Source organism: Psychrobacter sp. KH172YL61 (assembly GCF_007182895.1).
Taxonomy (GTDB): Bacteria; Pseudomonadota; Gammaproteobacteria; order Pseudomonadales; family Moraxellaceae; genus Psychrobacter; species Psychrobacter pacificensis.
This window is the reverse complement of record NZ_AP019516.1, coordinates 1,638,758-1,656,533: the sequence shown is the minus strand read 5'-3', so window position 1 is coordinate 1,656,533 and position 17,776 is coordinate 1,638,758. Positions and strand designations below refer to the sequence as shown.

The window sequence follows — 17,776 nt, the reverse complement described above, 5'->3', positions numbered from 1 at the left end:
ATGTGACGTCCTTGGATGATTAGCATAATCGATGAATAAGTAAATTACAATAGTTTTGGTTTAAAAAACCGCATTGCGGTATTTTATTATAAATATGATAATTATTCTCTATAATTTTTCTCATTTAACCAATTTTGCCCTTCACAAACCAAAATAAACAGTATATATTGATATTAAATACCGCATAGCGATATTTTTATTTCAAAATAATCGTTTTAATATGTTTTTGTACTTTATTATGTATTTGTACTTTATATCGGAATGAGGTTTAAGGAGTGGATCATGGAAGAGCAACTCATTATTTGTGAAAAACCAAAAGAGGGCGTGAGTGTCATCACGCTCAATCGACCCAAAGTGCGCAATGCACTAAACAGTGAGCTACGCCAACAAATGGCAGATTTGTTCATTCAGTTAAATGATGATCCACACACCAAGGCGATCGTGCTGACGGGTGGTGATAAGGTGTTTGCCGCTGGTGCCGACATCAATGATTTTTTGACGACTGGCACAGCAGATATGTATTTGCGTCGTAGCGAGCGCTATTGGGATGCCATCACTCATTGCCGCAAGCCCATCATCGCGGCTGTCAATGGTTACGCACTTGGCGGTGGCTGTGAGCTGGCCATGCATGCTGACATCATCATCGCTGGCAAATCTGCCAAATTTGGGCAGCCCGAGATCAAAATAGGACTCATGCCAGGAGCAGGGAGGCACGCAGCGTTTGTTTCGTGCCATTGGCAAACACAAAGCCATGAAGATGGTACTGACGGGCGATATGATCAGTGCTGATGAGGCGGACACAATGGGGCTGGTCTCTGAAGTCGTCGACGATGAGGCTGCCATTATGCGTGCCATCGAGATTGCCGAGCAGCTATCAAAGTACTCTCCTATTGCCTTAGCGCAAATCAAGGAGGTGGCAACGCTGGGTGCTGATATGCCTTTAGAAGGCGCGTTAGCACTGGAGCGTAAAGCCTTTCAAATTCTGTTTGATACGCATGACCAAAAGAAGGCGCCAAAGCTTTTTTGGAAAAGCGCTCAGCCGACTATCAAGGCTATTAAGGGGCAGATGCCGCTTATCTCTTTGTCCACGCCGACCAACTCTTATCGCAAACTATGTAGAGAAACATTATGACCGTGAATACACTTGCCATTGTTGGCACTGGTATTATGGGTATGGGTATTGCCCAAATTGCTGCCCAAGCTGGTATCCAAGTCCTTTTATATGACGCCAAAGCAGGCGCAGCTGAGCAAGGACGACACTCCTTGCAAGCCATGCTCGAAAAGCTCACCGCTAAAGGCAAATTCAGCGATGACGAGCTACAGGCTATGCTAAGCCGTTTAACCATCGTTCAAGAGTTAAGCCAAATCGCGACCGCTGAGATAGTGGTTGAAGCCATTATCGAAAATCTAGACATCAAAAAACAGCTTTTTGCCCAGTTAGAAAGTGTGGTTACCGCCGATACTATTTTGGCGACCAACACCTCCTCATTATCAGTCACGGCAATTGCTGCTGACTGTGAATATCCAGAGCGCGTGGCAGGGTTTCATTTCTTTAACCCCGTAGCACTGATGAAAATTGTAGAAATTATTCCGGGCCTTTCTACTCAGCAATCAGTTATTGACGCGCTCACTGATTTGGCCAAGCGGATGGGACATCTGGGCGTGGTCGCAAAAGACACACCGGGTTTCATCGTCAACCATGGTGGCAGAGCCTATGGCACCGAAGCGTTAAAAATACTGGGTGAAGGCGTCGCAAGTTTTGAGCAAATAGACCGCATTTTACGAGAGGGCGCCGGCTTTCGCATGGGGCCGTTTGAGCTGTTAGATCTGACGGGCATTGATGTGTCACACCCCGTGATGGAGTCAATTTACGACCAGTTTTATCATGAAGCGCGCTATCGCCCGCATCCATTAACTCGTCAAATGCTGGTAGGCAAAAAGCTCGGCCGTAAAGTTGGCGGCGGTTTTTATCAATACGAAAAAGGTCAAAAGATTTCTGTAGATAGCGCTCAGAATCAATCGTCTAAGGCGGCGGCGCTTATAGCTGATGCCACTATTAGCTCAGTTTGGATTGGCGCTGATTTGGCAGAAGATAAGACGCAGCTGGTCGATTACCTAAATGCTCATGACGTCACTATCGATGACAACGACACACCACACCCTGATAGTTTGGTGCTACTCGCCATCTATGGCGAAGATACGACCAATGCCGCGATTCGTTATCAGGTTGATCCCAAGCAAGCCGTTGCCATTGATATGCTCACCGAACTTACAAAGCATCGTACGTTGATGCCAAGCATCGTCACGCAAGAACGATTCGTGGCGCAAGCTTATGCATTATTTGGCAGTAGCACGGGTAATAAAGGCTCAGATAGTCGTGAAGCAGATGCGCAGGAGGCGGGTAGTGCCACGCTGATTGCCGAAAGTACAGGTTTTGTGGCACAGCGGGTGGTCGCCATGGTAATCAATCTCGGCTGTGATATCGCCATGCAAAAAATTGCCACGCCAGAGGATATCGATAATGCCGTCAAGCTTGGGCTGGGGTATCCGTATGGTCCGATCTCTTGGGGCGATCATCTTGGTGCCTCGCGTGTGCTGCTCATTTTAGAGCGTATTTACGCGCTCACAGGCGACCCACGCTATCGCCCAAGCCCTTGGTTACAGCGCCGCGCCAAGCTGGCTGTGTCATTGTTCACTCAGCAGGCCATTTATTAGCACAAACAACAAAATATCGTTATAAAACTATTTATTCAAAGTGAAAAAATACAACAAGGACACGTTATGTTAGATGCCTATATTTATGATGGATTAAGAAGCCCTTTTGGTCGCTATGTCGGTGCATTGGCAACGGTGCGTCCTGATGATCTGGTTGCCACCGTGATAAAAGCGCTGGTCGAAAAACATCAATTGCCGAGCGATGTGTTTGATGAAGTGCTGCTAGGCAGTGCCAACCAAGCGGGTGAGGATTCTCGCAATATCGCGCGCAATGCCGCTCTGTTAGCAGGATTGGATGTCACCACGCCGGGTCAGACCGTCAACCGCTTATGTGCGTCAGGTCTGTCTACCGTGGTCGATGCTGCGCACAGTATTACGTGTCATGAAGGGGATATTATTTTGGCGGGTGGGGTCGAGTCGATGACGCGTGCGCCTTTTGTCTTTGCCAAGACAGAAAAGCCGTTTAGCCGTGACTTTAAAGTATTTGATACGACCATCGGTAGCCGTTTTCCTAACCCAAAGATTATTGAGCAGTTCGGTAGCGATACCATGCCGCAGACGGGTGACAATGTTGCTCATAAATATGGCATCACGCGCGAGGAAGCCGATAAGTTTGCCGCCGCATCGCAATCCAAATATCAAGCTGCCAAGCAAGCAGGATTCTTTGACGATGAGATAACGCCTATCACCGTCCCACAAGGTAAAAAGTTGCCCGAAAAAGTCGTTACCGATGATGAGCATCCTCGTGCCAGCTCCGATATTGCAGCGCTACAAAAGCTTAAACCTTTAAATGAAAATGGCATAGTTACGGCAGGTAATGCCTCCGGTATCAATGACGGCGCAGCTGCGCTTATCATCGGCTCAAAACAAGCAGAAGAGAAGCTAGGTTTTAAGCCCATTGCCAAAATTTTGTCATCGGGTGCGATGGGTGTTGAACCCAATATCATGGGCGTGGGTCCTGTTGAGGCGATTAAGCTGGCATTAAAGCGTGCGGATTTAACGCTAGATGACATGTCTGTCATTGAGATTAATGAAGCCTTTGCCTCACAGGTACTGGGTTGTCTAAAAGGGTTGGATATTGATTTTGATGATAAGCGCGTCAATCCTAATGGCGGCGCCATCGCGGTCGGGCATCCGCTGGGCGCATCTGGTGCACGAATCGCTTTGAGTACCGCTCGAGAATTACAGCGTACGGGCGGTAAATATGCAGTGGTTAGCCTATGCATTGGCATCGGGCAAGGGCTTGCCATGGTGATAGAGCGCGTCTGATATTAAAAGCACGCGCCACATTACTGATTATCAAGAACAGTTTATTATCAAGGATGACACTATGACCACCATACTCAACGAACACGACAACTACCATCAGGCCGAAGAAGCGTATGGGTTTCCGTTAATTATTAAGCAGCTACTCAACCGTGCCAAAATCGCTTCCACCAACCAAACCATTAGCTATGCGGACAAAGTGACTTATACTTATGCTGAGTTTTTTAAGCGTATCAATCGCTTGGCCAATGTCTTAAAAAACATGGGTTTGCAGGCAGGTGATGTGGTCGCGGTCATGGATTGGGACAGTCATCGTTACCTTGAGGCATACTTTGCCGTGCCGATGTCGGGCATGATTTTACAAACGGTCAATGTGCGCTTATCTGAAGATAAAGTGCTGTACACCGTCAACCATGCTGCACCCAAAGCACTGCTGTTAAATGCTGAATTTGCGCCGATGATCAAAGATTATCGTGACGATGCACCGTCTATTGAGCATGTCATCTGGGCAGACGATGCAGAGGATGACAATGCAAGTAGTGAGAAAGCTGAGCTGCCTGACTATGTTGACGGTGAATATGAGGCGCTATTAGCAGCTGCTAGTGACGAGTTTGACTTCCCAGATTTTGATGAAAACACCATCGCGACCACCTTTTATACCAGTGGGACGACAGGCGATCCAAAAGGAGTTTTCTTTACCCATCGCCAGATCGTACTACAGACGATGGCAAGCACTTTGGCATCAGCGCTCAATGCCGAAGGTCAAGGCGCGCGCTACGACGATGTCTATATGCCAATGACGCCTTTATTCCATGTTCATGCGTGGTGCTGGCCATATGGCGCAACAATGATAGGGCTAAACCAAGTATATCCGGGGCGCTATCTAGCTCCAAAGCTTGTCGATTTGATTGAGCAGCATAAAGTCACGCTATCGCATGGCGTCCCCGCCATATTGCAGATGCTCCTCAAAGAAATGGCCGCGCGCGGTCGTAAGTTTGAGAATCTCAAACTACTGCTAGGGGGCTCAAAGCTCAATGAGGGCTTAGCTAAAGCCGCTATCGAGTGCGGTATTGAGTTTATGTCAGGGTTTGGGATGTCAGAGTCCTGCCCTGTGCTGTCTCGAGCGGTATTCGATGACAAAACCGAGTCAATGACCCTAGAGGACAATCTCAATTATCGCTGTCTGTCAGGCTCGCCCATCATGCTGGTATCGATGGAAATTTGGGACGAAAATGGTCAACCCCAACCGATGGATGGTGAGTCGACAGGCGAGCTTGTGATACGAGCGCCGTGGCTAACGCAAAGCTACTTTAAAAATCCCGATGCAGGCAATGCGTTATGGAAAGGCGGCTGGATGCATACGCAAGACATTGCCTGCATAAGCGCCGATGGTACGCTGAGCATCACCGATAGACTAAAAGACGTTATCAAGTCTGGTGGCGAATGGGTGTCCTCGCTTGAGGTTGAGACGATTCTATCCTTTCACCCAAGCGTTGCTGATATCGCGGTAATTGGTGTCCCAGATACGCGCTGGGGCGAGCGCCCTCTTGCATTGGTCGTGCTAAAACCAGACTATGCCGATACAACGTCGACAGATATTTTGGCACTGGGTCATCAAGCGGTTGAGAGAGGTCATTTGCCAAAATATGGCGTCCCAAGTGAAGTGAGGTTCTTATCCGAGATGCCAAAAACCAGCGTCGGTAAACTCGATAAAAACGCATGCGCTCGATGTATTCAGAAAACCTCATCTAGCCAAATAGACCTGTCACCATCACAGCGAGTTTACTAACAGAAAAGACGTATATAAACCCTAGTATCTGCATAAATGCTAGGGATGGAGGAGGTGTGTGTCATGAGTACCCTGAGTCACACGCATCATCTATATAACAAAACCTACCTAATAAAAAGAGACAAGCTATGGAAGCGGTTCCTACATTTCCAGAAATACAAGAAGCTGTCACCAGTGATGACAGTCATCCATTACACGACTTTACGGTGATCTACCCTCAACAAGTGGAATGGGGTGATATGGATACCTTTGGTCATGTCAACAATGTGGTCTATTACGAATACTCTCAAAATGCTCGTATTTACTACAACAGGCGGCTTGGTTTATTTAATGAAAAAACGTTTTCGGTGATGGCGGCCTCGTCATGTCGATACCTTACTCCAGTTGCTTATCCTGATACGTTGTGGATCGGCGTCAAGGTCAAAAAAATCGGCAACTCAAGTCTGGTGCACGAATACACCTATTATAGTACCGCACTAAAAAAAGTCGTTGCAATCGGTGAGTCGGTTTTGGTCTATCTCGATAAATTGAGCGGACAAAAAAAGCCAATCGATGAGACGCAAAAGAAGCCATTGCAGCATTAGAGAGTATCGACCAAGAAGCATAACACCCAATAGAACATCAATTCGTTACTGACTCTTTGATGAGACAGCAGGTAATAGGTAGGAGGCAATTTATAAAAAACGCATTCATGGTTATGAAGTAAAGAGCGCGTAATCGCCATTGGCATTGATAAGGATATCAACATATAACAGGGAAGAGAGGAATGATGCTTTTATACAAAAAGGCTATCTATAGGATTGGCTATGGTAGCAACCTGCGCATCTGCGCAAGCGATCGATATTGTGACAACGGGCGATACAACATTGAGTATCGGGGGTTATATCAAAGCAGAAGGGGCATTTAATTCGCCTGATGAGGGAGATTCAGAATTTAAAGGAAACTTACGCCAGTCACGTATTAATATGAAGACGACCAAGTCTGTGGAGGATAAAAAGCTCACAGGTTTTATTGAAGGCGATTTTTATGGGGATTATGCCAAGGGCGGATCCAACCTGCGCTTGCGCCATGCTTATGTGCAAGTGGATGATCTGACAGTGGGTAAAACGTGGAACGGTCAATTTTTGGCCGTTGCACCCCTCCACCGAGCAGCTTGATTTTTGGGGGAACAGGTATCGGCACAGCCTCCGGTGGCGGCTCATACATTCGTCCAGATTTGACGGTGCATTACACTTACAAGGGGCTGCGTTTTACCGCTCAAGACCCCGTGTATGACGATGCCAGCCTGCCTGACATGGTGGTCAGCTACAAAGATAAGATAGCCAATCTCGACTATAATGTCGCTGTCACGGCGCGTGAGGCTGAGAACGGAGAGGACTCGGATGTGGGCGTCGGCGTGTCTTTAGCAGGCAAGCTGGCTTTGGGAGAGCATTCGCTCCATGGTAGTGTGTTCAATGGTAAAGGCATGGGTGCTTATTCTGCCATATGTGTGGGCGGGCCGCTTATTATGAATGGCGGTGCCGATTGTGACGCTGAAGATGGCAAACTGATCTCTCAGACAGGTTATAGTGTTGGTTATAAGCATCAGTTCTCTCAAAAACTGCGTGGCAACTTGCGTTATGGTGAGGTCAATGTCGATGACGCGGCAAATACCTCTGCCAATGTCAAAAGCGCCAACCTTATCTATGAGTATCTGCCAGATTTAGACTTGGGGATTGAGTGGCGAGAGCAAAGTGCGACGACCTTTCCATGGATGCCAGCAGGTCAGCAAATTGAAATAATGGCCAAATACGAGTTTTGAGAGTGATGAATTGAGAGGGGTGCTATTTTTAATGATATTTATAATATAGCTCACGATAGACTTGTCATGCTACCAAGCGCATTAAACAACACCCTAGACATTTATCAATGCATGGGGTGTTTTGGTGAGGGTCGCTAATAGTTATCTACAAGTGTTGTATCGATTCATCCCAATAGGGCGGTGAACCGTAATACCCTTCGATAAAATCGATAAAACATCTGATTTTGTGCGGCAACAGCTTTCGATGGGCGTACACCGCATACAACCCCAATGTCTCGGGTTCATAATCAGGTAACACCATCATAAGCTTCCCTTTACTCAGTGCTTCGCTTGCAATAAACGTGGGCTGTAATGCTATTCCAGCGCCAGCCACTGCCGCATTGACAAGCAAATCTCCGTTATTACTGCTCAGCTCTGGGCTTAGCTGATTGGTCGCATCTAGCCACTGATAAATATCTTCTTTGCCGTATTTTTCCATATAACTGTAATGCAAATACCGATGGTTTTTTAGGTCTTCAGGTTTGCTGGGCACGCCATATTTCTCTAGATAGGCAGGGGGAAGCACACAAGATGACGCGGACAGGCGCAACTTGCTTAGCAATCAGTGACGAGCTTTTGAGCTGACCGATGCGCAGCGCCACATCAAATCCTTCTTCAACGATATCTACTTTGCGGTCGTTGAGCTGCAAATCGACATTGACCGAAGGATAACGTGTCTGAAAATCCGTCACCAATTTTGCCATATGTTTGAGGGCAAAGGACACAGGCGCGCTTATTCTCAATGTGCCTTTTGGGTTCTGCTGAAACCCACCTAATTTGGACTCCATATCATCGATACTGAGTAACACTTGCTGTGCATGCTCGAAATAGTGAGTACCTGCCTCCGTCAGACTGACTTTACGGGTCGTGCGGTTCAGTAAGCGTATATCCAGTCGCTCTTCTAGCTTTGACACATATTTGCTCACCAACTGCGGCGACAGTTGCATGGCTGTAGCGGCATTGCTAAAACTGCCCTCAATCACCACTGATACAAACGCCCGCATCGCATCAATTCTATCCATTATTCAGGTTTTCCTTCCAGCGGTTATCAATATTCTCTCGTCAGTCATCTTACGCTGTTGCTTCACCGATAGTAAAGTCGTGCGTTCTATTGACCTTGGATAGCAGCGTTGATTTTTCATCTAAAATGTTTCTATTTAATATAAATGATAATGGGGCTGTAGTAGATAAGCACTATGCTAGACTACTTTTATGAAGATAACCCGTTGTAAACTAAGTAAAAAAAGTACAGCGAAGGCTGTTAGGGTTTTTCACAGCTGAAGTGACTGCTAGAACAGCCGCAGATTTGCTTGATATTCAGCCTAATACTGCTGCACTTTTTATCATAAAATAAGACTTGTGATAGATGACCATCTCTCATTAGAAGCTGATGAGCTTTTTGATGGTGAGGTCGAATTAGATGAAAGTTACTTTGGCGGTGTACACAAAGGTAAAAGAGGTCGCGGGGTCGTAGCAGACACCAAGCAGACCACGCTAATGCCTGCCATTAAGCGTAACATCAAGCCTGACAGCTTTGTTTATACGGATAGCTATCGAAGTTACAATGCACTGGATGTGAGCGAGTTTAAACATTTCAGAGTCAATCACTCTATAGAGTTTATTTGCGGTAAAAACAATCACATCAATGGCATTGAGAACTTTTGGAATCAGTCTAAATGAACACTCAGAAAGTATAATGGAATCGATAAGAAGCACTTCCATTTATTTTTAAAAGAGTGTGAGTTTAGATTCAACTATGGTTCACCATCTAATCAGCTGAAAACCTTGAGAAAATGGTGTGATATTTAATCCTTGAAGAAATTCAATCTGCAATCGTCTTTGCTTATACTGCTTTAGAAGCACTTGCTAATCTTAGTATTCCTCATGGGCACATTTACCAAGCTAAGAAAAACTCAAAAGGTATTATAGAGTCATACGATAAAGTAGCCATTAAGCGGTGGCTTAGTTTAAAAACTAAGATTAAATACATTCTTCCTGAGTTGTACGAAACTAAGGCTGTAGAAAAGCAAAATGGTGGGGACATTTTGTTACTCTTGAAGAGTACAGAAATGAGATAATCCACCAGAAATCTATCGATGCAACTGAGTTTTATAAAGCATATTTCAAAGACTCTATTTTTAATATTATCAACTGCATATAGTCGAACCACTATTAAAGTGTTACAGCGTTAGACTCGTTTAGCCTACTACTGTAGTACCTGCACTCGTCTGCCTTGTACCACTTTTAATATTGATTGACTATAGAGCCCGTAATATCATTTTTCTACGTAGCTCATCAGGCTAATGGTAAAACTAATGAAGTGTGGCCTTGGTTAAAAGACCATATTGATATTCCATCGGTAGAGTTTCAGCAAAATCAATTTGAAGTTACTGGGAGTGTTCATCAAGGCTTCAACTAATCGTTATAATAAGCCATTAAAATATACAAAAAATGGCTGTTTTTTTAACTTTTATTTCAGGAGCTATTTGATTTTCTTAATGATCCGTGGGTATAACTCTGATCATTGCCTAACTTATTTCATGATGACATCAAAGAGTACATTTAGCCAGTTATAAGCGCTGAGCGTTTTATACCTTCCAAGCCAACTTAGTTTCCACCACTACCCAAGCAGTGGAAACTGATACATATTGGCATAAATCAGTGTGGCCACAAACACCATGATGACGCCCAGCCATACCAGTGAGATTTGTCCTTTTGACCATGACATGTGCCAATTAATCTTGCCCTTTGCGGTCAGCCACTCCGTCACACTGATCGCAATGATCAGCCACAGCGACCCCACCAAAAACCCGCCTAGCACATCGCTCAGATAGTGCTCGTTTAACACGATTCTACTCAGTCCAATCAGCACACACAGCAAAACAGCCAGTGAGAGCAGCCGGACTTGACGAACAAAGCGACTGCTAAAACGAATCGCCATATAACCCAAAAACCCATAGAGCGCGATGCTGACCGTCGCATGACCACTTGGGAATGAGTAGGTATGCTCATGCAACAAAATATCGACAGGGCGTGCGCGTTGAAACACCATTTTGTTCACAAAGGTAAAGGCTGTGCTGCCGATGGTCGAGACCAGTAGTCCTATAATGACGTAAGGCCGGCGCACCACCATACACAAAATGGCAGTCAGTACGACAATCAGGCAAGTGACGGGCGTAGAGCCCAAACTGGTGATCAACACAAAGATATCTATGATGCCAGACTCGCGCAGTACGCTCATATGCTGCGATACAAACAAATCAGTGGTCACGATAGAGTCGGCCTCCACCACATCCCTCAACCAAACCTGCAAACACTGCCAAAATATATACATTGAGCAGCGTTAAAACCGTGAGTATCAGACCAGAAAAATGACCGCGGGCAAAGCGCTTGGCGATAAAGCCAAACAATACAGGGTATTTGTCCTGTAAACGTGTGATCAAGGGTAGGCGGGCGATATGTCCACGCAGCCACAGCTCACCGCGTGAGATCAGACTGAGCGCGGGCTTGCCATAATGAATCAATACATATTGTAGCACCCACAAGAAAACAACGATGGACAATAGCGCCATCGCCAAACTGAATAACTGCTGGTTTTCTTGTATAAATGCGATCATGAACAGAGAAGCCTTTGTGTCGTGCGTCATAAAAATGGGACAGATGGAGGTGGCTTGGCAACGCGCCAAATAATAAATGCCGAATATCAAATACCAGATACTAAATCAGAAGCGGCTGCTACTGTAGCAGACCTATTGATGATTGCTGTCTGCTTTTGTTTACGGTGTGTCAATGCAGAAAAACCCCATTGATGAGATGACTGACCAGACTCTTTCTTCAGACCCTTACTATGTTTGATAGTCTTGGTGTCCAACCAATTAACAACACTACGTTGATAATTATTCAATATAACTTGGCTTACTCTTCCATAACGATGATAGTAAAGTATGTTTATACCAATATCTAAACACTTTATCTTACTATTACGTTATGGAGTACTCATCAATGCAATCCTCATTATTCAATAGAGTTTTAACATCGAAAGCTGGCACAGCTGCCTTAATCCCTTCGTGTACCTGTGGGCCTAATTTTGATGGCACATGGCGCGCAAAAGCTATTTGGCTGGTTTGGCGGCAATGGGCTGGCAGGTACGGCAGGCTGGTTGAGCAGTATGGGTATGGAGCCCGGCTACCTGATGGCTATCTTAGCAGGCGGTGCTGAGTTTTTTGGTGGTCTTGCGTTAGTATTAGGATTATTAACGAGACCTGCAGCATTGATCGCCGCTTTTACGATGTTAGTTGCTATTTTTTCTGTCCATATCGGTAGTGGCTTATTCATTGCCAATGGCGGCTACGAATATGCATTGACCTTGATGGTGGCGCTGCTGGCACTGGTGGTACAAGGTGGCGGTGCGATAAGTATGGATAAGGTATTATCAAAAAATCTAGGGCGAGCTTAAGCGGATTGTGTAATAGTTACCTTTAATGGCTATCAGTAACACTAAAAAGTGTCACCTTCAAGATCGTCATGACTCACGTTAACCGCTTTATATCAACCAATAAAACCATCTTATAAAAGTGACAAGGAGAAAGTGATGAGCATATACACATCTAACGAGGCAGTAAGCCTGCCTGTATTCTTTATACCGCATGGCGCAGGACCTTGTTTTTTTATGGATTGGCAACCTGCGGATACATGGGACGGTATGGCAAGTTTTTTAGCGAGCATTACCACTCGATTACCTGAGCGACCAAAAGCTATCTTGATCATTAGCGGCCATTGGCAGACGCCTGAATTTCGTATCACCTCTGGCGCAAAACCTGATCTGATTTACGATTATTATGGCTTTCCTGAGCATACTTATGATTTGGCTTACCCGGCATCAGGTGCGCCCGCGTTGTCTGAGCGAGTCAGTAATCTGCTGACAGCGGCAGGCATTCAAATGAGCAAGATGCGGCGCGTGGATTTGATCACGGCGTCTTTATACCGTTAAAGGTAATGTTCCCTGAGGCAGATATTCCCGTGGTACAGATGTCACTACGTAATGATCTCGACCCAGAAGCGCATCTGGCAGCAGGTCAAGCCCTGCAATCATTACGCCAAGAAGGGGTGTTGATCATCGGTAGCGGTATGAGTTTTCATAATATGCGCGGCTATGGTGATGCAAACTTCACCGCACCGTCTGAAGTTTTTGACGACTGGCTGACCGATACTGTCGCAGCGGATTGGGAGACGCGATGGTCAGCACTGGCTAACTGGTCAAAAGCCCCTTATGCAACAGCCTCACATCCATTAGGCGCAGAGGAGCATTTGCTACCGCTGATGGTGGCAGCAGGTGCAGCAGGCAATGATAAAGGGGATAAAATTTACTCTGAGCAAGTGCTAAAAACGCAGCTATCTGCTTTTCAGTTTGGATAAAGTCCAAGTAGAGAGCGCCATTCAGCTGATCACTTGAAAAGAGGGCGTGATGACCAATAAAATAATACGCTACTGTATAGTGAAACCATTATAAAAATGGTATAGCAAGATTAAACGCTATTTTTCGCAGCCTCTGGAGACGCAGTCACAGCAAGCAAGAAAAGTAGCGTTTAATCGAGCGCGTTTCCCTATGCTGTATCAATTTTATTGAGGTTCTACTGTATTAGATTGGCCCATATCTAGCATAAAACAGACTATCATATGTCTTTATGCCTCAATTGAGCTTATCAAATCCACTCATCACAACCCATCAAGGAGCGATCATGCGTATCACTGCCAATTTTGACGCAGGTAATATTGACGTACTTAATATAGAAGATAAAAATAATATTCAGCTCGCCATTCGTCCAGACGTTGGCGAAGAATTTTTCAATGGTTTAACTTCCGTCTCTCTGGCGAGGTTGGAGGGAAGTACGTTCTCAATATTATGAATGCAGGTGAGGCTTCCTATCTCGAAGGGTGGGAGAATTATCAAGCAGTCGCTTCCTACGATCGTCAGCATTGGTTTCGTTTGCCTACTTCTTACCAAGATGGCAAATTAACCATCGTGGCAGAGCTGGCGTGCGAGACCATTCAAATTGCTTATTTTGCCCCTTATAGCTATGAGCGTCATCAAGATTTATTAGCCGCTGTACAGACACATCCGCTAGTGACGCTAGAGCATTTGGGTGACACGCTGGATAAGCGTGATTTGACTTTGGTCAAAATTGGTGATGGCGATACTAATAAACGCAATATTTGGATCACTGCGCGTCAGCATCCGGGTGAAACGATGGCGGAATGGCTGGTCGAAGGTTTGCTCTATAGCTTGTTAGACAGCGACAATGCCAATAGCAGGCTGTTATTAGATAAAGCCAATTTCTATATTGTGCCCAATATGAATCCTGATGGCAGTGTACGCGGGCATCTACGTACGAACGCCGCAGGTACGAATCTAAACCGTGAGTGGGCAAGTCCAAGCTTGGACAAAAGCCCTGAAGTGTTTTATGTGATTAAGAAGATGGAAGAGACGGGCGTTGATCTGTTTTATGATGTGCATGGCGATGAAGCATTGCCGTATGCATTCCTTGCGGGCTCTCAAGGCACGCCGAGTTATAATGAGCGCCTCGCACATCTACGTGATCGGTTTTCAGACGCATTGAAATTAGCCAATGCCGATTTTCAGACCGAGGTCGGCTATGAGATTGATGCGCCAGGTGAGGGCGAACATGACGCTTGCAACCCATTGGGTCGCTGAGCGTTTTGATTGTCTTGCCAATACGTTAGAGATGCCATTTAAAGACAACGATAATCTACCTGATACAGAGATGGGCTGGTCACCAGAGCGTTCTATTCAGTTAGGGGAAGCATCGCTTATCGCTATGCTAGCCGTCGTTGACGATTTACGTTAATTGACGCTAACTGAAGATTTAGATAGACAGTCGTTGTTCAAACGCTAGTAAGTACTCACTTACTAGCGTTTTTTACTTATCAGATATTTATGTGTATAGTTATGATTTTCCTATAGTAAACAATTATATAAAGCGTTCGCCACTTTTAAAATAATACTGAAAAATGATCAATAGTGGCTGTATGAAGTACAACACTTTCATAACAATGGATACCATGACGGCGGATAAAATGTAGCGTGTACCTAATAATATAACCATAAGTTAAATAATCAGGATGGTTGCAATCATGAGTAAAACTAAAACAATTTTAATTACCGGTAGCACAGATGGCATTGGTAAGTTGGCTGCTTTAAAGCTAGCAGAGGCTGGGCATCAAGTGTACCTGCATGGCCGCGATGCTGACAAACTTGCCAGCGTCATTGCAGAAGTTCAAGCAGTGGCAACAGGCGACGCGGTAGATCATATTGATGGATTTGTCGCTGATTTCTCTGACTTAACGGCTGTACTCAAGATGGCCACAGACGTCAATAAAAAGCTACCAAAGCTGGATGTATTGATAAACAACGCAGGGATTTATACCACGGCATCAGCGATGACTAAAGATGGTTTGGACGTACGCTTTGTGGTCAATTACCTAGCGCCTTATGAGCTGACCAATGCTTTATTACCTTTACTCAAGCAATCTAGTAAAGCGCGTATTGTGAATCTGAGCTCGGCTGCTCAAGCACCAATATCATATAAGGCATTTGTAGGACAAGAGCGTCTCGATGACAAAGCTGCCTATGCGCAAAGTAAGCTGGCGCTCACGATGTGGAGTATGGATTTGGCAGACAGAGTCGCTAGCGATGGTATCAATGTGATCGCTGTTAACCCAGGCTCACTGCTGAACACCAAGATGGTTGATGAAGCCTACGGTCATCACTGGTCATCAGCAGATAAAGGCGCAAATATCTTAACGGCATTGGCGGTCTCGGACGAGTTCGCGGACGACACGGGTAAATACTTTGACAACGATATCAAAGATGGTACACATGGCGATGCTAGGGGCGAATTTGGTCAACCGCATGCCGATGCGTTAGACAAAGAAGCCATTGCAGAGCTAGAAAGCCAAACACAGCAGGTGTTACAGTCGTTATATTAAAAATAGGGGCTGTCCTAGATAAGTAAAATTATTTAGGATAGTACTATGAGAAAGAGTAAACTAAGTTGGTATAAACAAAACAGACTCATCGAGCTATTTGTTGCCGGTTCTACCGCGAGAACAGCAGCAAGCCTAATTGGTGTTAATAAAACCACAGCCAGTTATTACTTTCATAGGCTACGAGTGCTTATTTACGAGAATAGTCAAGACCCTGGTCTATTTGAAGGCGAAATCGAAGTAGATGAATCATACTTTGGTGGCACTCGTAAAGGCAAGCGAGGGCGAGGTGCTGGTAGCAAAGTGCCCGTGTTTGGCCTATTAAAGCGTAAGTGAAGCCTGATAGCATTGTTTATACTGACTCATTTAAAAGCTATAACGCATTAGATGTCAGTGAGTTTACTCATTATCTCATCAACCACTCCAAAACCTTTGTTAATGACAAGAATCATATTAATGGTATAGAGAACTTCTGGAACCAAGCTAAACGGCATCTACGCAAGTTTAACGGGGTTCCAAAAGAGCATTTTCACCTCTATTTAAAGGAATGTGAGTGGCGTTTTAATCACAGTGACCCAAAGTCGCAATTACTACAATTAAAACAATGGATTAAACAGGGTTTGAACTAGTTATCTAGGACAGCCCCTTACATTTTATTTAGTACAGGCGAAGGTGAAGGGGGATATCTGTACAATATAGAAGATGACAGTGTATGGGATTTTCAGATGGGACAGCTACAGCAACTAGCGGACGGTACATTACCGCATTGGGATAGCTTCTATGAGTTTATGGAGTGGTACTTGACCGATGAAAATGAGGCTTAACGCTCGATGATTTTTATCATAGAGCCTAAGGTAATCAGTTAGGCTTTATATTTTTAATAGTAAATAGTATGAAAAAGCACCTTGGGAGTCAGGAAAAATTCATACCCGTTATAGTCAACCAATATTAAAAGTGGTACAAGGCAGACGAGTGCAAGTACTACAGTAGTAGGCTAAACGAGTCTAACGCTGTAACACTTTAATAGTGGTTCGACTATATCCAACTCTTAGAGCAATACGCATCGATATAGATATTTTATTTCGTGGTATCCAAAGATATAAACCATCACTCCCATATCTCATCCAACACCCTAAACCAATTCTTTGACGTGATCTTTTCAATAAGCGCATCAGAGAAGTGACGTTGTTGCATCCGCTCAATCAGCTTAGAGATTTGACTGATATCAGACAATTCATCAGGTAATAGACAACCATCGAAATCAGAGCCAAAGCCAACGTGATCTTCGCCCAAATGGTCAATCAGATAAGCAAGATGATCGACGATCACATCAAGTGAGGTATGCGTATCTCGCTGCCCATCCGCACGTAGAAACGCCACGTCGAAGTTCACCCCAACCAGACCACCATTTTGTTTAATGGCAGCCAGTTGTCGATCAGTCAGGTTTCTTGCTTGCGCGCATAAGGCGTGCGCATTGGAATGCGTTGCGACAATCGGCTGATCGGCAATCTCTAACGTATCCCAAAACGCCCGCTCATTCATATGCGACACATCAATCAGCATATGCTTATCACGGCACGCTAAAATAAGGTCTTTACCTGCCTCGGTGAGTCCAGAGCCTGTGTCTGGCGAATGCGGAAAAGACGCATTTAAGCCATCACCGAACAGGCTTTTTCTATTCCACAGTGGGCCAATGCTTCTGAGTCCTGCCTCATAAAACACATCCAGCAAGTCAGGCTCAATAGCTAAAAACTCAGCGCCTTCAAGATGCAAAACGATGGCCAGTTGCTGGTTCTGCTGACAGGCTTTTATTTGTGCAACAGACGTACAGATCTGAATCTGACCGTCTGATCGCGCCTGCAATTGCTGGGCAAGTTCTAGTTGCGCACAGCAAATATCAACGATTTCTTGCGCGGTGAAGTCTGAGTTTGATGGGTTGGATAACTTATCAGGATGGTTGTTTTTTACATAAGCGTAGGGCGGTAAGAAAATAGAAAACAAGCCGCCCATCCATCTTGCTCGTCGGCAACGCTTTAAATCTAAATGTCCCGGTAGTGTGCCATAAATAAAATCATGCACAGGGTCAGCCGCTGAGCTGAGCCAAAGGCGGGTTAATAAATCATTGTGTCCATCAAAGACTATAGGCTGGGTCATGGTCGCTT

The 17,776-nt window shown here is 45.2% G+C and carries 17 protein-coding genes and 4 pseudogenes; 16 read left to right on the top strand and 5 right to left on the bottom strand.

Annotated elements, in window-relative coordinates; genetic code table 11:
• Positions 1 to 282 precede the first annotated feature (282 nt).
• From PKHYL_RS08855 to PKHYL_RS08825, 7 genes and pseudogenes are all read left to right on the top strand, one after another.
• Positions 283 to 1,059: pseudogene (locus PKHYL_RS08855) on the top strand (enoyl-CoA hydratase).
• Between the two features lie 69 nt (positions 1,060 to 1,128).
• Positions 1,129 to 2,715: a 3-hydroxyacyl-CoA dehydrogenase gene (locus PKHYL_RS08850; protein WP_240364954.1), complete on the top strand. Its 1,587-nt coding sequence runs from the start codon at positions 1,129 to 1,131 to the stop codon at positions 2,713 to 2,715.
• A 66-nt stretch (positions 2,716 to 2,781) separates the two neighbouring features.
• Positions 2,782 to 3,984, top strand: a complete 1,203-nt coding sequence (locus PKHYL_RS08845; RefSeq protein WP_240364953.1) for a 3-oxoadipyl-CoA thiolase — start codon at positions 2,782 to 2,784, stop codon at positions 3,982 to 3,984.
• A 61-nt stretch (positions 3,985 to 4,045) separates the two neighbouring features.
• Entirely contained in the window at positions 4,046 to 5,770 is a 1,725-nt protein-coding gene (locus PKHYL_RS08840) for a fatty acid--CoA ligase (protein ID WP_240364952.1), read from the top strand.
• Positions 5,771 to 5,898: 128 nt separating this feature from the next.
• Complete coding sequence (locus tag PKHYL_RS08835; protein WP_240364951.1) at positions 5,899 to 6,354, top strand: acyl-CoA thioesterase; 456 nt, start codon at positions 5,899 to 5,901, stop codon at positions 6,352 to 6,354.
• Positions 6,355 to 6,576: 222 nt separating this feature from the next.
• Positions 6,577 to 6,927, top strand: coding sequence for a porin (locus PKHYL_RS08830; RefSeq protein ID WP_240364950.1), 351 nt, complete (start codon positions 6,577 to 6,579; stop codon positions 6,925 to 6,927).
• A complete protein-coding gene (locus PKHYL_RS08825) occupies positions 6,924 to 7,571 on the top strand; it encodes a hypothetical protein (RefSeq protein WP_240364949.1) in 648 nt (215 codons plus the stop codon). The genes PKHYL_RS08830 and PKHYL_RS08825 overlap by 4 nt, the downstream gene beginning before the upstream one ends.
• Before the next feature lie 145 nt (positions 7,572 to 7,716).
• Here PKHYL_RS08825 and PKHYL_RS17520 read toward each other — a convergent pair whose 3' ends face one another.
• Together PKHYL_RS17520 and PKHYL_RS17515 are read right to left on the bottom strand one after the other, a co-directional pair.
• A complete protein-coding gene (locus PKHYL_RS17520) occupies positions 7,717 to 8,103 on the bottom strand; it encodes a LysR substrate-binding domain-containing protein (protein ID WP_269778135.1) in 387 nt (128 codons plus the stop codon).
• Positions 8,087 to 8,632 (bottom strand): LysR family transcriptional regulator, encoded by a 546-nt coding sequence (locus PKHYL_RS17515; RefSeq protein WP_269778134.1) that lies wholly within the window; start codon positions 8,630 to 8,632, stop codon positions 8,087 to 8,089. Before PKHYL_RS17515 ends, PKHYL_RS17520 begins: the two co-directional genes overlap by 17 nt.
• A 190-nt stretch (positions 8,633 to 8,822) precedes the next feature.
• On the opposite strand from PKHYL_RS17515, the pseudogene PKHYL_RS08815 reads away from it, so the two are divergent.
• A pseudogene (locus PKHYL_RS08815) lies at positions 8,823 to 9,419 on the top strand (IS1595 family transposase).
• A gap of 811 nt (positions 9,420 to 10,230) precedes the next feature.
• Here the strand turns inward: PKHYL_RS08815 and PKHYL_RS08810 are convergent.
• The gene (locus PKHYL_RS08810; RefSeq protein ID WP_240366519.1) at positions 10,231 to 10,902 is read right to left on the bottom strand and encodes a phosphatase PAP2 family protein; all 672 of its coding nucleotides are present in this window, start codon (positions 10,900 to 10,902) and stop codon (positions 10,231 to 10,233) included.
• Positions 10,871 to 11,227, bottom strand: a complete 357-nt coding sequence (locus tag PKHYL_RS08805; protein ID WP_240364948.1) for a hypothetical protein — start codon at positions 11,225 to 11,227, stop codon at positions 10,871 to 10,873. The genes PKHYL_RS08810 and PKHYL_RS08805 overlap by 32 nt, the downstream gene beginning before the upstream one ends.
• 473 nt (positions 11,228 to 11,700) lie before the next feature.
• On the opposite strand from PKHYL_RS08805, the gene PKHYL_RS08800 reads away from it, so the two are divergent.
• The 8 genes and pseudogenes from PKHYL_RS08800 (at position 11,701) to PKHYL_RS08770 (ending at position 16,243) form a co-directional block, all read left to right on the top strand.
• Positions 11,701 to 12,066 carry a DoxX family protein gene (locus PKHYL_RS08800; protein WP_240366518.1) on the top strand — a complete coding sequence of 122 codons (366 nt, stop codon included), beginning with the start codon at positions 11,701 to 11,703 and terminating at the stop codon, positions 12,064 to 12,066.
• Positions 12,067 to 12,201: 135 nt separating this feature from the next.
• The gene (locus tag PKHYL_RS18800) at positions 12,202 to 12,600 is read left to right on the top strand and encodes a DODA-type extradiol aromatic ring-opening family dioxygenase (RefSeq protein ID WP_442966064.1); all 399 of its coding nucleotides are present in this window, start codon (positions 12,202 to 12,204) and stop codon (positions 12,598 to 12,600) included.
• 5 nt (positions 12,601 to 12,605) lie between these two features.
• Positions 12,606 to 13,025 carry a DODA-type extradiol aromatic ring-opening family dioxygenase gene (locus PKHYL_RS18795; RefSeq protein WP_442966063.1) on the top strand — a complete coding sequence of 140 codons (420 nt, stop codon included), beginning with the start codon at positions 12,606 to 12,608 and terminating at the stop codon, positions 13,023 to 13,025.
• Positions 13,026 to 13,294: 269 nt separating this feature from the next.
• A pseudogene (locus PKHYL_RS18790) lies at positions 13,295 to 13,614 on the top strand (M14-type cytosolic carboxypeptidase); the annotation flags it as partial.
• An 18-nt stretch (positions 13,615 to 13,632) separates the two neighbouring features.
• A complete protein-coding gene (locus PKHYL_RS08785) occupies positions 13,633 to 14,322 on the top strand; it encodes a M14 family metallopeptidase (protein ID WP_442966152.1) in 690 nt (229 codons plus the stop codon).
• Complete coding sequence (locus PKHYL_RS08780; protein ID WP_240364946.1) at positions 14,294 to 14,476, top strand: hypothetical protein; 183 nt, start codon at positions 14,294 to 14,296, stop codon at positions 14,474 to 14,476. The genes PKHYL_RS08785 and PKHYL_RS08780 overlap by 29 nt, the downstream gene beginning before the upstream one ends.
• Positions 14,477 to 14,762: 286 nt before the next feature.
• Positions 14,763 to 15,617, top strand: a complete 855-nt coding sequence (locus PKHYL_RS08775; protein ID WP_156770949.1) for an SDR family NAD(P)-dependent oxidoreductase — start codon at positions 14,763 to 14,765, stop codon at positions 15,615 to 15,617.
• Positions 15,618 to 15,662: 45 nt separating this feature from the next.
• Positions 15,663 to 16,243, top strand: a pseudogene (locus PKHYL_RS08770) (IS1595 family transposase).
• A gap of 478 nt (positions 16,244 to 16,721) precedes the next feature.
• Here the strand turns inward: PKHYL_RS08770 and PKHYL_RS08765 are convergent.
• Positions 16,722 to 17,768: a dipeptidase gene (locus PKHYL_RS08765; protein ID WP_197496708.1), complete on the bottom strand. Its 1,047-nt coding sequence runs from the start codon at positions 17,766 to 17,768 to the stop codon at positions 16,722 to 16,724.
• Positions 17,769 to 17,776 lie beyond the last annotated feature (8 nt).